The organism is Chromobacterium sp. Ag138, assembly GCF_055181315.1.
Map to the genome: position 1 here is coordinate 3616927 of NZ_JBUPWA010000001.1, position 14843 is coordinate 3631769.

General features: G+C 63.5%; 15 protein-coding genes and 2 other annotated features. Of the genes, 12 read left to right on the forward strand and 3 right to left on the reverse strand.

Features of this window, described 5'->3' with window-relative positions; all coding sequences use genetic code 11:
- The first annotated feature begins 70 nt into the window (after window positions 1-70).
- The 4 genes from aspA (at window position 71) to ACY3GB_RS16965 (ending at window position 2969) form a co-directional block, all read left to right on the forward strand.
- Window positions 71-1474, forward strand: a complete 1404-nt coding sequence (aspA, locus tag ACY3GB_RS16950) for an aspartate ammonia-lyase (protein WP_463089763.1) — start codon at window positions 71-73, stop codon at window positions 1472-1474.
- A 140-nt stretch (window positions 1475-1614) separates the two neighbouring features.
- Window positions 1615-1977, forward strand: coding sequence for a hypothetical protein (locus tag ACY3GB_RS16955; protein ID WP_463089764.1), 363 nt, complete (start codon window positions 1615-1617; stop codon window positions 1975-1977).
- A gap of 83 nt (window positions 1978-2060) precedes the next feature.
- The gene (locus ACY3GB_RS16960; protein WP_021477392.1) at window positions 2061-2300 is read left to right on the forward strand and encodes a DUF2164 family protein; all 240 of its coding nucleotides are present in this window, start codon (window positions 2061-2063) and stop codon (window positions 2298-2300) included.
- Between the two features lie 69 nt (window positions 2301-2369).
- Window positions 2370-2969 (forward strand): YdcF family protein, encoded by a 600-nt coding sequence (locus ACY3GB_RS16965; RefSeq protein ID WP_463089765.1) that lies wholly within the window; start codon window positions 2370-2372, stop codon window positions 2967-2969.
- 100 nt (window positions 2970-3069) lie between these two features.
- On the opposite strand, the gene ACY3GB_RS16970 is transcribed toward ACY3GB_RS16965, so the two are convergent.
- Entirely contained in the window at window positions 3070-3429 is a 360-nt protein-coding gene (locus ACY3GB_RS16970) for a YggL family protein (RefSeq protein WP_463089766.1), read from the reverse strand.
- A 185-nt stretch (window positions 3430-3614) separates the two neighbouring features.
- On the opposite strand from ACY3GB_RS16970, the gene ACY3GB_RS16975 reads away from it, so the two are divergent.
- From ACY3GB_RS16975 to ACY3GB_RS16985, 3 genes are all read left to right on the forward strand, one after another.
- Window positions 3615-5357, forward strand: coding sequence for a M30 family zinc metallopeptidase (locus ACY3GB_RS16975; protein WP_463089767.1), 1743 nt, complete (start codon window positions 3615-3617; stop codon window positions 5355-5357).
- Window positions 5354-5662 carry a hypothetical protein gene (locus tag ACY3GB_RS16980; RefSeq protein WP_463089768.1) on the forward strand — a complete coding sequence of 103 codons (309 nt, stop codon included), beginning with the start codon at window positions 5354-5356 and terminating at the stop codon, window positions 5660-5662. Before ACY3GB_RS16975 ends, ACY3GB_RS16980 begins: the two co-directional genes overlap by 4 nt.
- Window positions 5663-5730: 68 nt before the next feature.
- Window positions 5731-6300, forward strand: coding sequence for a HutD/Ves family protein (locus ACY3GB_RS16985; protein WP_463089769.1), 570 nt, complete (start codon window positions 5731-5733; stop codon window positions 6298-6300).
- 60 nt (window positions 6301-6360) lie between these two features.
- Here the strand turns inward: ACY3GB_RS16985 and ubiD are convergent, their stop codons facing one another.
- Window positions 6361-7836, reverse strand: a complete 1476-nt coding sequence (gene ubiD, locus ACY3GB_RS16990) for a 4-hydroxy-3-polyprenylbenzoate decarboxylase (RefSeq protein ID WP_463089770.1) — start codon at window positions 7834-7836, stop codon at window positions 6361-6363.
- A gap of 142 nt (window positions 7837-7978) precedes the next feature.
- On the opposite strand from ubiD, the gene ACY3GB_RS16995 reads away from it, so the two are divergent.
- From ACY3GB_RS16995 to ACY3GB_RS17015, 5 genes are all read left to right on the forward strand, one after another.
- Window positions 7979-8590, forward strand: coding sequence for an OmpW/AlkL family protein (locus tag ACY3GB_RS16995; RefSeq protein WP_046157451.1), 612 nt, complete (start codon window positions 7979-7981; stop codon window positions 8588-8590).
- Window positions 8591-9072: 482 nt separating this feature from the next.
- On the forward strand, window positions 9073-10134 hold the full coding sequence (locus ACY3GB_RS17000) for an ABC transporter ATP-binding protein (RefSeq protein WP_463089771.1): 1062 nt from the start codon (window positions 9073-9075) through the stop codon (window positions 10132-10134).
- A gap of 3 nt (window positions 10135-10137) precedes the next feature.
- Window positions 10138-11031: an ABC transporter permease gene (locus tag ACY3GB_RS17005; protein WP_463089772.1), complete on the forward strand. Its 894-nt coding sequence runs from the start codon at window positions 10138-10140 to the stop codon at window positions 11029-11031.
- Window positions 11024-11818: an ABC transporter permease gene (locus ACY3GB_RS17010; protein ID WP_463089773.1), complete on the forward strand. Its 795-nt coding sequence runs from the start codon at window positions 11024-11026 to the stop codon at window positions 11816-11818. Before ACY3GB_RS17005 ends, ACY3GB_RS17010 begins: the two co-directional genes overlap by 8 nt.
- A gap of 148 nt (window positions 11819-11966) precedes the next feature.
- Window positions 11967-13031 (forward strand): ABC transporter substrate-binding protein, encoded by a 1065-nt coding sequence (locus tag ACY3GB_RS17015; RefSeq protein WP_463089774.1) that lies wholly within the window; start codon window positions 11967-11969, stop codon window positions 13029-13031.
- 68 nt (window positions 13032-13099) lie between these two features.
- On the opposite strand, the gene ACY3GB_RS17020 is transcribed toward ACY3GB_RS17015, so the two are convergent.
- Complete coding sequence (locus ACY3GB_RS17020; RefSeq protein WP_463089775.1) at window positions 13100-13735, reverse strand: pyrimidine 5'-nucleotidase; 636 nt, start codon at window positions 13733-13735, stop codon at window positions 13100-13102.
- Window positions 13736-14136: 401 nt separating this feature from the next.
- Window positions 14137-14678, forward strand: a sequence feature (16S ribosomal RNA rRNA prediction is too short).
- A 31-nt stretch (window positions 14679-14709) separates the two neighbouring features.
- Window positions 14710-14843: a sequence feature (16S ribosomal RNA rRNA prediction is too short), on the forward strand.

The following is a 14843-nucleotide window of genomic DNA, read 5'->3' on the forward strand; positions in this document are numbered from 1 at the left end:
CTTCCGGGGCGGGCATACAGTGCGGGGCATTCCAGGCCGCGCATGACGGCCGCCCTGAGGAGACCTCCAGATGTCCACCCGTATCGAACACGACCTGCTCGGCAACCGCGACGTGCCGGCCGACGCCTACTGGGGCGTGCACACGTTGCGCGCCATCGAGAATTTCCCGATCACCGGCCAGACCATCGCCGGCTACGGCGACCTGATCCGCGCGCTGGCCTGCATCAAGCAAGCTGCCGCCCAGGCCAACCGCGATCTCGGCATTCTCGACCCCAAACTGGCCCAGGCCATCGTCGACGCCTGCGAGGAGATCCGCGCCGGCAAGCTGCACGACCAGTTCGTCGTCGACGTGATCCAGGGCGGGGCGGGCACCTCCACCAATATGAACGCCAACGAGGTGATCGCCAACCGCGCGCTGGAGCTGCTGGGCCACGCCAAGGGCGAGTACCAATATCTGCACCCGAACGAGCACGTCAACCTGTGCCAGAGCACCAATGACGTCTACCCGACCGCGCTGCGCCTGGCCGCCTTCTGGGGCGTGCTGAAGCTGGTGTCGCGGATGGAAACGCTGCGCAAGGCTTTCGCGGACAAGGCCGAGGAGTTCAAGGACATCCTGAAGATGGGCCGTACCCAGCTGCAGGACGCGGTGCCGATGACCCTGGGCCAGGAATTCCAGACCTACGCCGTGATGCTGGGCGAGGATGAGCAGCGGCTGAAAGAAGCCAGCGCCCTGATGCTGGAGATCAATCTCGGCGCCACCGCCATCGGCACCGGCATCACCGCCCACCCCGACTACGCCCGGCTGGTGTGCCTGCATCTGTCCGAGCTGATCGGCAGCCAGCTGATCACCGCGCCCAACCTGATCGAGGCCACCCAGGACTGCGGCGCCTTCGTCCAGCTGTCCGGCGTGATCAAGCGCGCGGCGGTGAAGCTGTCCAAGACCTGTAACGACCTGCGCCTGCTGTCGTCCGGCCCGCGCGCCGGCTTCGGCGAGATCAACTTGCCGGCGCGCCAGGCCGGCTCGTCCATCATGCCGGGCAAGGTCAACCCGGTGATTCCGGAGGTGGTGAGCCAGGTGGCCTACGAGGTGATCGGCAACGACGTCACCATCACCATGGCCGCCGAAGCCGGCCAGCTCCAGCTGAACGCCTTCGAGCCGGTGATCGCCTACAGCCTGTTCCGCAGCGCCGGCCACCTGGCCAACGCCTGCGACACGTTGACCGAGCACTGCGTCAAGGGCATCACCGCCAACCGCGAGCGTCTGCGCCTGAGCGTGGAAAGCTCGATCGGCCTGGTCACCGCGTTGAACCCGGTGATCGGCTACGAGGCCGCCACCCGCGTCGCCGCCGAGGCGCACGCCAACGGCAGCAGCGTGGCCGAGGTGGTGCTGGCCCATGGCCTGCTCACCCGCGAACAGCTGGACGACATCCTGCAGCCGGACATGTTGACCCGCCCGCGCTGGGTGACGCTGTAAACGATTTCCCATCCTTTGTTCGACTCGTGTTTGCCGGCGCTGCGTGCGCCGGTTTTTTTTATGCGCGTCACAAGCGGCTGGTGGCGGCGTTCCGATGGAGGTATAACGTTTATTGTGCATTGCACAAAATGGAGCGCGCGATGAATCATCCCGCCTGGTGGTGGAGTATCGAGTTTCCGGTCCGTGCCTGGTCTTGCCTGCTGGACGACTGGCGCTGCCAGCAGCGCTTCTGGCGCTCCAGCCTGTTCTACGGCGCCCGCGTCTGCCTCAGCCCGGCGCCGCTGCCGGACAAGCTGGCGCGCCTGGCCAGGCGGAGCTGCGCCGACGGCATCGCGTTGTGCTACGACAGCTGTCCGCCGAGGTTCGAGCTGCTCGAGCAGGCCTGCCGGCATTGGCCGCGGCGGGATGACGGGCGGGAACCGTGGCGGGATGGTCTGCAACGCAGCCAGCGCGCGGTGCAGCAAGGTTTGCTGCGCTTGGGGCGGGAGTGGTCGCGGCTGTAGCCGGAGGCGCGGCAGCCGCGCATCGATATCGATGCGTCCGCCATGCCATAATCTCCTCCTTCTCTCTTTGCCCGGATTCGACGATGGCGACTCAATTCCTCCTCAGCGAGCAGCAGCTGCAACAGCTGGCGCCGCAATTGCAGCAATACCTGTCCGACCAGCTGGGGCTGGAAGTCGGCAGTTTCGACGCTCGTTTCCTGCTGGACTTCCTGGCTGACAAGATGGGACGGGACATCTACAACAAGGCCTTGCAGGATGCGCAGACCGCGCTGGCGGCGCGGATGGAAACCCTGCAGGCGGCGATCTGGGAACTGGAACGTTAGCCCGGGGCTGCCCGCGGCGGCGGCATTGAGGTTACAATCGCTGATCCCTTTCCTTTTCTTGCGGTCCCGATGCTCTACTTGCGCTTGATGATAAGAGGCTTCCTGCTGGCGGTTCTGCTGGTGGTGCTGGGCTTCGCCTATGTCGCGTGGAGCATCGTCGACTACGGCAGCGGCGAAGACGTGCCGTCTGCCGACGCCGCGCTGGTGTTGGGCGCCGCCGCCTGGGGCAGCAAGCCTTCGCCGGTGTTCCGCGAGCGCATCAACCATGCGGTCAAGCTGTACCAGAGCGGCAAGGTGCGCTGGATCGTGTTCACCGGCGGCACGCCGGAGCCGGGCTATCCGGCCGAAGCGGACGTCGGGCGCGAGTTCGCCGCCAGGCAGGGCGTGCCGATGACGGCGATGCTGGTGGAGAACCAGTCGCGCACCACCTGGCAGAACCTGTCCAACGCCCGGGATCTGGGCAACCAGTTCGGCATCCGCTCCTATCTCTTGGTCAGCGATCCGCTGCACATGCGGCGCGCGGTGCTGATGGCCGGCGACCTGGGCCTGCGCGCGCATCCGGCGCCCACCCAGTCCAGCCGTTTCCGCACGCTGGCCAGCTGGTCCCGCTTTCTCGCGCGCGAAACCTGGCTTTACGTCGGCTACCGGGTGTTCCGGCAGCTGTCATGAAGCCTGTGGATAAAAACGATTTCCGCCTGAGCCTGTGAATAAGCCGGGCGGGCAAGAAAAAAGCCGGCGATCGCCGGCTTTTTCACATCTGGAGCAAGCCTCAGGCGGCGTGCCACAGATCGATCAGTTCGCTGGCTTCCAGCGACTTCACTTCGGCGCGGGCCTGCAGCCAGGCCACCAGATCGCCGCGCAGCGCTTCGTCGATCTGCACGCCGCTGATCGGGAAGGCCACGCCTTCCAGGCGGTTCTTGCCGTCGAAATGGCCGCCGAAGCTGATGCCGGCTTCGTCGAAGCGGGTCAGCCAGCCGTCCAGCAGCGCGTCGGCATCCGCGCCGTCGTGCAGCTCGGCCACCAGATGGAAACCCAGCTCGCGGAACTCGCCTACGCGCATTTTCTTGCGCTGACGGGCGTTCAATCGCTTCAGACGTTGAGCGGAGTTGGGGTTGCGCAGGAATGCCATGGTAGATCCTTGTTCGGAAAATGCGCTGAATGATAGCAGGTTTGCCGGAGGGAGACGCTGCGGCCGCCTAGGCGACGGCATTTGTCCGACGATTAATTGTAATAAATTGACATTGTGTTGATTTATGTCGTATGGCTAATATCAAGATTGTATTCAGAAATTAACCACAAAAAGACGACAAAGTGATGAAAGAGATCAAAAAGACAGTCCTGGCTTCCGTGATTCTGAGCGCAATGGTGACCGCATGCGGCGGCGGCGGGAGCGAGTCCGCCGACAGCGGGTCGGGCAGCGCGCCTTCTACCGCTTTTTCCCAGCGCAGCGTCAGCGGCGTCGAGGTCGGCACGCTGGATTGCGCGGGCGGCAGCTGCAAGTTGCCGGCCAGCGCCGGCGGGGCGGCATCGGGCTCGGTCTACCGTTACAGCAACACCACCGGCCGCGACCAGACGCTGCAAGTCGCCGGCCCGGTGACCTCGGCCTGGCAGGCCGAGCTGGTCCGCGTCAGCGGCGGCGATACCTCCACCCAGTTCAAGCTTTCCGGCAGCGGACTGCGAGGCGCCGACCGCGCCGTGGCGGACCGCCTGGAGGCCGAGAGCCAGGCGGTGCTGAACGCGGTGGCGAAGAACAGCCGCAACGGCGCGCTGCAACGGCTGCAATTGCAGCATTCGGCCAAATTGAGCGGCGCGCAGGCCGCGCTGCAGCAGCAAGCTTACGCGCTGGGCGACGCCCGCACCTGGCACGACATGGACGGCGATAGCCCCACCACGCTGAAAGCGGTGCGCGATCTGCCCAACGGCGGCGGCAAGGTCTATGTCTGGGGGCAGGGCGGCCTGGATGTGAGCGTCGACAATGCCCAGGCAGATGCGCTGGCGGAGCGTTTCGCCAACAGCGTCTATCCGCTGGAAGCCAGCGTGGTCAGCGAGCCCTGGGGCAACGACATCCACCCGAGCTGGCGCAGCCTGGCCCTGCCCGGCGACACCAAGGACGTGCACCTGGTGCTGAGCCGGCTCAACGATCCGGCCAAGACCAGCGGCGGCCGCCTGCTCGGCTACGTGCGCTGGACCAACGCGCTGCTGGCTTCGGCCGCGGCCAGCATGTGCCAGGGCGACGCCGACTGCGCCGACGTGATCGGCAAGAGCAATCAGGCGCTGGTGACCTTCATCGATCTGGACACCTTCGCCAAGGCCGACAGCCCGGGCAACTGGTCGATGAAGGACAACGGCCCAAGCCTGGCGCTGTCTACCATGGCGCATGAGTACCTGCACGTGCTGTACGCTTACAACAAGATTCTGCGCCAGAAGCCTGGCTCGACGCCGACCACGGTGTGGGAGAACGAGCTGGCGGCCCAGACCATGGGCTACCTGGTGTCGGCCGACACCTACACCGGCGGGCGCGGCCGCGACGCCAACTCGCATCCGGACCTGCGTCCGCGCGGCGACTTCGAGCAGTTCCTGGCCAGCCCGGCGTGCAATCTGAAGGGCTGGAGCGTCGCCGCCGACGATTACACTTGCTATCCGAAGGCGCTGGCGCTGGGCATGCAGATGCTGCACCAGTTCGGCCCCGGCGTGATGAAACCGTGGGTGACCGGCCCCAGCAAGGGAGAGAGCGCTTTGAACGACGGATTGCGCGCGGTGGGCGGCGGCGATTACAGCAGCTTGCTGCAGCGGCTGACCACCACGCTGGGCCTGGGCGCCTATAGCCAGGACGTGGCGGGCTTCGGCTTCCCGGCCAAGACCATCACGCTGCCGGCCAACCAGTACTTCCCGGCCGGCAAGACGCTGGCGTTGCCGGCGGTGCGCTTCCAGGCGTCAGATGTGGGCTGGCGCAACGACAGCAGCAAGGAAACCTGGCGCCAGGCCTTGTCGGTATCGCGCGGCGCGGCCCGGATCACCGTGCCGGCGAATAGCCATCTGTTGCTGGTGAAGCCGTGACGCGGCGCGCGCTGTGGCTGCTGGTCCTGCTGCCCTCGCTGCTGGCGATGGGCGGCCAACCCTGGGAGCGCGGCGTGCTGGTGGAAGTGGGCGCCTATCCGCTGGTGAAGCTGGGGATAGAGCGCAGCGACGGCGCGGTGCTGGCGATCCGGCCGGCGGAACCGGGCAAGGGGCTGGACCAGGCGGCGTTGAAACAGCTGCGCCGCCAGCTGGGCCATCCCATCCGCTACCGGGCGGCCGGCTACGCCGAAAGCCCGGTGTACGGCAGGGAAGTGATTTTGCAAGGCGCTGAAGCCGAGCGCTGAGCGCGGCTGTTCAGCGCAACGCCCATCCGGCATCATGCGGGTGGGCGTTCATTTTTTCAGGAGTCGGCATGCGCGTATTGACCCCGCAGAGTTTTCTGGACATGCCGTGGGCCAATGGCGGCGGCCGCACCCGCGAGCTGTTCCGGCTGCCGCATCCGCAGCGGCGCGACGCGTTCGCCGTGCGGATGTCCATCGCCGAGGTGGCGGAGGGCGGACCGTTTTCGCATTTCGCCGGGGTGGACCGCCAGCTGGGCCTGCTGGAGGGGGATGGCATGGAGCTGAGCCTGGCCGATGGCCGCCGGCTGACGCTGGACGCGCCGGGCCAGGTGGTGGCTTTCACCGGCGAGATCGGCATCCAGTGCCGGCTGCTGGGCGGAGCCTTGCGCGATTGCAATCTGATGCTGGCGCGCGACTGGGGGCGCGGCGGCCTGGAGCGGCTGTCGCCGGCGGACGGGGACGCGGTGCGGCTGGAGGCCGCCGATCTGGTCCTGCTGTATCTGCAGCGCGGCGCGTGGAACTGCGGCGGCGAAGCGCTGCCGGATGGCGGCTTGCTGTTGTTGGAGAATGAGGCCGTCGCCCTCAGCGCAAGCGGCGGCGCCGTCGGCTGGCTGGCCATCGTCCATCGCCTGCTGGGATGACGCCGGCCCGGGCATGAAAAAAGCCGGGCGCGTGCCCGGCTTTTTGTTCGCCACGGGCCGTTACAGCCCCAGTTCGCTCCATAGCGCGTCGACGCGCGCCTTGACCGCGTCGTCCATCACGATGGGCGTCCCCCATTCGCGGTTGGTCTCGCCCGGCATCTTGTTGGTGGCGTCCAGGCCCATCTTGCCGCCCAGGCCGGAGATCGGGCTGGCGAAGTCCAGGTAGTCGATCGGCGTGTGGTCGATCAGCGTGGTGTCGCGCACCGGATCCATCCGGGTGGTGATCGCCCAGATCACTTCCTTCCAGTCGCGGGTGTTGACGTCGTCGTCCACCACCACGATGAACTTGGTGTACATGAACTGGCGCAAGAAGCTCCAGCAACCCATCATCACCCGCTTGGCGTGGCCGGGGTACTGCTTCTTGATGCTGACGATGGCCATCCGGTAGCTGCAGCCTTCCGGCGGCAGGTAGAAGTCGACGATTTCCGGGAACTGCTTCTGCAGGATGGGCACGAACACCTCGTTCAGCGCCACGCCCAGGATCGCCGGCTCGTCCGGCGGCTTGCCGGTGTAGGTGCTGTGATAGATCGGATTCTCGCGCATCGTGATCCGGTCTATGGTCAGCACCGGGAAGCTGTCCTGCTCGTTGTAGTAGCCGGTGTGGTCGCCGTAGGGGCCTTCCATCGCCATGTCGTCGGGGTGGATGTGGCCTTCCAGCACGATCTCCGCGCGGGCCGGCACCTGCAGGTCCGAGCCGATGCACTGGACCAGCTCGGTGCGGCTGCCGCGCAACAGGCCGGCGAACTGGTATTCGGACAGCGTGTCCGGCACCGGCGTTACCGCGCCCAGTATCGTCGCCGGGTCGCAGCCCAGCACCACCGCCACCGGATAGGGCTGATCCGGGTTTTGCTGGCGGAATTCGCGGTAATCCAGCGCGCCGCCGCGGTGGGCCAGCCAGCGCATGATCACGCGGTTCTTGCCTATCACCTGCTGGCGGTAGATGCCGAGGTTCTGCCGTTTTTTGTTGGGGCCGCGGGTGACGGTCAGGCCCCAGGTGATCAGCGGCGCGGCGTCGCCTGGCCAGCAGTGCTGGATCGGCAGCTTGCCGAGGTCCACCGCCTCGCCTTCCCAGACGATGTCCTGGCACGGCGCCTTCTTCACTTCCTTGGGCGCCATCGACAGCACCTGCTTCAACAGCGGCAGCTTGTCCCAAGCGTCCTTCAGGCCCTTGGGCGGCTCCGGCTCCTTCAGATAGGCCAGCGTCTTGCCTATCTCTCTGAGCTGCATCACGTCTTCCGCGCCCATGCCCATCGCCACGCGCTCGGACGTGCCGAACAGATTGGCCAGCACCGGGAAGTCGTAGCGGCGGCCGTCATGGGCCGGTTGTTCGAACAGCAGCGCGGGGCCGCCGGCCTTCAGCACCCGGTCGCCGATTTCGGTCATTTCCAGATGTGGCGATACCGGCGCATTGATGCGCTTCAGCAGCTGTTTTTGTTCAAGTTGGGCGATGAATTCCCGTAGATCGGCATATTTCATGACTGTTTCATGATCTGACGCAAAGTGTGAGAGGAGGGGCTTGGATAATCTGCCTGCGGACGTCGCACGCTACTGCCGGCGTGCATGGCTGTCAACGCCGGCATGGTTCATGGCGGCATTACCTAGTCATTGGAGAACAGAAATGAAGAAGCTCGCACTCGCCGCCATGATCGGCATGCTGTCCGCCGGCGCTTTCGCCGCCCAAGGCGACATTCTGGCACGTTTCCGCGTGATCAACGTCGCGCCGTCCAGCAGCTGGAGCAATTCCGGCCTGGTGCCGGGCCTGAATGTCGAAGCCAAGAGCTCGACGGTGCCGGAAATCGACTTCACCTACATGATCACCAACAATATCGGCGCCGAGCTGATCCTGGGCACTTCCCGCCACAAGATCACCGCCAACGGCGCGGATATCGGCAAAGTGTCCGTGCTGCCGCCGACGCTGACCGCCCAATACCATTTCGCGCCGGAAGCGACCTTCCGCCCGTATGTCGGCGCCGGCATCAACTACACCCGCTTCTACAGCACGGGCCTGAATGCCTTGGGCACGCCGCTGAGCGTGAAGAACAACAGCTTCGGCCCGGCGCTGCAGATCGGCGCCGACTACGCGATCAACAAGAGCTGGTTCGTCAACGTGGACGTGAAGAAGCTGTGGATTCAGACCGACGTGACCGCCGACAAGCTCGGCGGCGCCAAGCTGGGCACGCTGCATGTCGATCCGTGGGTGTTCGGCATCGGCGTCGGCACCAAGTTCTGATCCAGCCGGACCATCGGTCATGCAAGGACGCCTGCGGGCGTCCTTTTGCATTGTGGTTAAATGTAAACGATTGATGATATTGACATCGCGGGGGAAGTCGCCAATGCTGGCCGCTGGCGGCGCGGCGTAATCAGCCTGCTGGGCTGGAAAAGGACAGGGCGTTTGTCGCGGCGGCGACATGAAAAGCGGCGCTTGGCGACATGAATCGCTTGTTTCAGACAAGTTTGTTGTCAAAATGCATCATTTCAGTGAGAACCATTTTAAGTTTTCGGCGTCCTCCGAAAGAGGGCGCGCGCGGGTTTTTGTCAGTGAAAAGAGCAACTTATCCCGCCGGCTTGACTTGTCGGGCGCGCCAGGCGGTAAAGTGAGCTGAGGTCTTGAATTTACAAGGGATTTTCGCGGCCCCGGAAACCGATTTTTTGTTAAAATGGCGCCCTTTTTCGTGGCGGGGAAGATAGATGGCTCTCCTGGAAATCAAAAACGTGGTTAAACGCTTTGGCGACTACACGGCTGTCAATGACGTCAGCCTGTCGGTCGAGGCGGGCGAGTTCTTCACCCTGCTGGGACCCTCCGGCTGCGGCAAGACCACCTTGCTGCGCATGCTGGCCGGTTTCGAGCAGCCGGACGCCGGCCAGATTCTGCTGGATGGCAAGGACATGTCGCAGGTGGCGCCTGAGAAGCGCCCGGTGCACACCGTGTTCCAGAGCTACGCGCTGTTCCCGCACATGACGGTGCGCGAGAACATCGCTTTCCCGCTGAAGATGGCCAAGTGGGACAAGCGCAAGATCGCCGCCCAAGTGGACGAATTGCTGGAGGACGTGCGCCTGACCCAGTTCGGCGACCGCTACCCGCACGAGATGTCCGGCGGCCAGCGCCAGCGCGTGGCCATCGCCCGCGCGCTGGTGGACCGTCCGCGCCTGTTGCTGCTTGACGAGCCGCTGTCCGCGCTCGACGCCAAGCTGCGCGAGGAAATGCAGATCGAGCTGATCAATCTGCAGAAAGAGGTGGGCATCACCTTCGTCTACGTCACCCACGACCAGGGCGAGGCGCTGGCGCTGTCGCACCGCATCGCGGTGATGAGCCACGGCAAGGTGGAGCAGCTGGACGCGCCGGAGAAGCTATACAGCTATCCGAAGAACCGCTTCGTCGCCGACTTCCTCGGCCAGTGCAATGTGCTGGAAGGCACGGTCAAGGCGGTGCACGGCGACGCCATGACCGTGGCGCTGAAGGGCTGCGGCGACGTCAAGTGCCAGGCGGTGCCGGGCGTGAAGGAAGGCCAGCAGGGCTGGCTGGCGCTGCGGCCGGAGAAGGTGAAGCTCGACAAGGAGCTGCCGGAACTGCCGGACGAGGCCTATTTCAAGGGCCGCGTCCATGATTGCCTGTACCTGGGCGACGTCACCCTCTACGTGGTGGAGGTGGCCGACGGCGTGTTGGTGGAGGCGATGCAGCCCAACAATATTCCCGGCGTGGCCAAGTTCTTCGACGACGGCGACGTGGTCGAAGTCGCCTGGCGTTTCGACGCCGGCAGTTTCCTGACGGAGTAAGCGATGGCGATGCGTGATCGTTTCGGCAAGTGGGCGCTGTCCTGGCCCCCCTTGCTGTATCTGGTATTGTTCTTCCTGATCCCGTCGCTGATCATGCTGGTGGCCGCGTTCCGCCAGCCCGGCGACTACGGCGGCCTGGCGCCGCTGTTCACCATCGAGGACGGTCAGCGTGTCTGGGAGCTGACGCTGGACAATTTTCACCGCCTGGTGGAAGAGCCGCTGTACATCGAGCTGTTCATCAAGTCGGCCGGCTACGCGCTGACCACCACCGTGGTCTGCCTGCTGATGGCTTATCCGCTGGCCTGGCTGATCGCCCGCTCCGGCAAGAAGTACCGCGACCTGCTGCTGCTGTTGGTGATCTTGCCGTTCTGGTCCAACTTCTTGATTCGCATCTACGCGTGGATGATCATCCTCGGCCCGCAGTCGGCGTTCACCAAGGCGCTGAACCTGGTGCTGACCACGCTGGGCTTCGAGCCGGTGCGGCTGCTGTTTACCTCGTTCGCGGTGATCGTCGGCCTGGTCTACGTGCACCTGCCCTTCATGGTGCTGCCGCTGTACGCCAACCTGGAAAAGCACGACATGGCCTTGCTCGACGCCGCGCAGGATCTGGGCGCCAGCGCCTGGCAGCGCTTCTGGCGCGTGACCTGGCCGCTGAGCCTGCCCGGCGTGTTCGCCGGCTCGGCGCTGGTGTTCATTCCGGCCTTGGGCATGTTCGCCATCCCCGACATTCTGGGCGGCACCGAATCCATCATGATAGGCAACCTGATCAAGCAGCAGATTCTGGACACCCGCGACTGGCCGTTCGGTTCGGTGCTGTCGATCATGCTGACCGGCGGCGTGCTGTTGATCGCCGTGCTGGGGGCCGTGGTGGCTAGAAAGGGGAAGGCGCGTGGCTAAGAAGCAATCCAAATGGCTGTGGGCTTCGGCCGGCCTGACCTATCTGTTCCTGTACCTGCCGCTGGTGATCGTGGTGCTGTACTCGTTCAACGATTCGCGGCTGAACGCCGAGTGGGTGGGCTTCACGCTGAAGTGGTACCAGAAGCTGTTCCACAACGAGAAGATGCTGGCCGCGGCCGGCAACTCGCTGCTGATCGGCATCATCGCCAGCTTCTTCGCCACCATTCTGGGCACGCTGGCCGGCATCGCGCTGCATAAGTACAAGCTGAGGCTGCTGCCCTTCCTGGTGCTGACGCCGATCGCCATCCCCGAGCTGCTGATGGGGGTGTCGCTGGTGATCTTCTTCGTCATCGTCAACCAACTGATCGGCATTCTGGAGCTGGGCTTCGTCACCATCCTGCTGTCGCACATCGCCTTCTGCATCGGTTTCGTCGCCATCGTGGTGCGTGCGCGGATGCAGGGCATGGACGACAGCCTGGTGGAGGCGGCGCGCGATCTGGGCGCCACGCCGTTCCAGGCCTTCCGCCTGATCACGCTGCCGGTGATCAAGCCCGGTATCATCGCCGGCGCGCTGATGGCGTTCACGCTGTCGATCGACGACTTCGTGATCACCTTCTTCACCGCCGGCGCGGGCGCCAGCATGCTGCCGCTGGAGATCTACTCGATGATCAAGATCGCGGTGACGCCGGAGGTGAACGCGGTGTCCTCCTTGCTGATGCTGCTGACGCTGGCGTTGATCGTCATCGCGTCCAAGGTTTCGCCGAGCGCCTTGCGCGCAAACGGTTGAGCCGCCAGGCCGAAAGGCCGATCCGGCGGCAAGGCGTTTTGCGTTGCAGCATAATGCCTTGCCGTCGCCGCCTCACCCGGGCGACGCGAGGGGGTGTCTCCCGGTTAACTCGTAGTACCACCAAGCTGTGCAATACAAAGGAAACGAAATGAAGAAGATCCTCGCGCTGCTGGCGCTGGCGGCCTCCACCCAGGCGTTCGCCGCCGAAGAGCTGCATCTGTACAACTGGAACAACTACCTGTCCGAGAGCGCGGCCAAGAGTTTCGAGGCCTACTGCAAGTGCAAGCTGGTGCAGGACTACTACGGCGACAACGAAGAGCTGCTGGCCAAGCTGGCCGCCGGCGCCAAGGGCTACGACATCGTGGTGCCGACCGGTTTCGCCGTCGACGCGCTGATCAAGCAGGGCAAGGCGCAGCCGCTGGACAAGGCGCAGCTGCCCAACTTCAAAAACCTGAACCCGGGCTATCTGAACAGCTTCTTCGACAAGGGCAACAAGTACTCCGCCCCGTACGCGTTCACCACCACGCTGATCGGCTACAACGAGACCAAGCTGAAGCAGCTGGGCCTGAGCGACAAGGTCAACAGCTGGGCGCTGATCTTCGATCCGGCGCTGCTGGCCAAGATCAAGGGCAAGGTCACCGTGCTGGATTCGCAGCGCGAGCTGGTTTCCGCCGCGCTGATGTACCTGGGCAAGCCGGCCAACTCCACCAATCCCGCCGACTGGAAAGCCGCCCGCGACGTGATCCTGAAGGCCAAGCCGTATTGGGCCGCCTTCAACAACCAGTCCTATATCAAGGAACTGACCGTCGGCAACATCTATGTCGCCTTCGGCTACTCCAACGACATGTTCCAGGCCCAGCAGGACGCCAAGAAGGCCAAGCGCGCTTTCGCGCTGAACTTCAGTCTGCAGAAGGAAGGCAACACCCTGTCGCTGGACAACTTCGTGGTGCTGAAGGACGCGCCGCGCAAGGACCTGGCCTACAAGTTCATCAACTTCATGCTGGACGGCAAGAACGCCGCCGGCCTGACCAACGAGATGGGCAATGGCAACCCGAACGCCGCCGCCGGCAAGTTCGTCAAGACCGAGCTGACCAAGATCCCGGCGATCTTCCCGACCGCCACCGACCTGCCGCGTCTGCAGCAGTTGCACGATCTGAACGCCAAGGATCGCCGCGAGCTGAACAAGGTCTGGTCCGAGATCAAGCTGAAGTAAGCGGATCCGCGCGATCCAGCAAAAAGGCCGGGAAGTTTCCCGGCCTTTTTCTATATATATGTACTGGCTCAGTCCAGATGCAGACGCAGCAACTGGCTGATCTTATCGACGCGGTGATCGACGTGCGCCGGCTTGCGCGGCTCGCGGCTGACCCAGATGGTGGTCATGCCCAGTTCCTTCGCCGTCAGCAGATTGGGCAAGGAATCCTCCACCATGATGCAATGCGCGGGATTCAGGCCTTCGCGGGCCAGTACGGTATGGAAGGCGTCAAGGTGGGGCTTGGGGATATAGTTCAGCCTCTCCACGCCGTATACCGATTCGAAGTGATGCTGAATCCGCATCCGCTGTAGAATGCCTTCCACATAGTGCTGCGGACCGTTGGACAGGATGATCTTGCGGCCGGGAAGGACGCTGAGGTTTTCCGCCAATTGGTCTTCGAATTGCAGCCACTGTTCCAGCACTTCAACTGGATGGGTTTCGATCAGGAACTGCTGCGGGTCGATGCCGTGATGAGTGGACAGGCCGTGCATGGTGGCGCCGTATTGCGCCCAGTAGCGGGTGCGCAGCGCGCAGGCCTCCGTCTCGTCCACGCCGAGGTGGCGCATCATGTATTCGGTCATCAGCTTGTTGATATGGTCGAAGATGCCGCCGCTGGCGTGGTGGAGGGTGTCGTCGAGGTCGAAGATCCAGGTCTTGTGGTTCACGTTCGAAACTGCATGAAAAGGTGGGACCGGAGATTATCCATTCATGGCGGCCGGCAGGCTAGTGGAAGCGGTTCAGAAGACTTACGAAGCCCGTTTCTATTGTTATCAGTGCTTTACGGTGTTTTGACCAGTTTTTTTCAATTTCTTTGCAGAAAGGTGTTGACGGAGGCGGGGCCCGGGCGTATAGTTCGTCTCCTCAGCTGACGCAGCGAACGAAACAGCGGAAACGAAACGGTTCCGGTGATGACGACGCAGCGGATAGCACTGCTCTTTAACAGAACGAATAACCGATAGGTGTAAGTGCTTGGCGAAAGCCGAACACTTGCACTGCAAGAGACAAGAGATACTTGTTTATTTCTTTGAACTTGCGTGCCAGAAAATTTGCTTGAGATTGAACTGAAGAGTTTGATCCTGGCTCAGATTGAACGCTGGCGGCATGCTTTACACATGCAAGTCGAACGGTAACAGGGTGCTTGCACCGCTGACGAGTGGCGAACGGGTGAGTAATGCGTCGGAATGTACCGTGTAATGGGGGATAGCTCGGCGAAAGCCGGATTAATACCGCATACGCCCTGAGGGGGAAAGTGGGGGACCGTAAGGCCTCACGTTATACGAGCAGCCGACGTCTGATTAGCTAGTTGGTGAGGTAAGAGCTCACCAAGGCGACGATCAGTAGCGGGTCTGAGAGGATGATCCGCCACACTGGGACTGAGACACGGCCCAGACTCCTACGGGAGGCAGCAGTGGGGAATTTTGGACAATGGGCGCAAGCCTGATCCAGCCATGCCGCGTGTCTGAAGAAGGCCTTCGGGTTGTAAAGGACTTTTGTTCGGGAGGAAATCCCGCTGGTTAATACCTGGCGGGGATGACAGTACCGGAAGAATAAGCACCGGCTAACTACGTGCCAGCAGCCGCGGTAATACGTAGGGTGCAAGCGTTAATCGGAATTACTGGGCGTAAAGCGTGCGCAGGCGGTTGTGCAAGTCTGATGTGAAAGCCCCGGGCTTAACCTGGGAACGGCATTGGAGACTGCACGACTAGAGTGCGTCAGAGGGGGGTAGAATTCCACGTGTAGCAGTGAAATGCGTAGAGATGTGGAGGAATACCG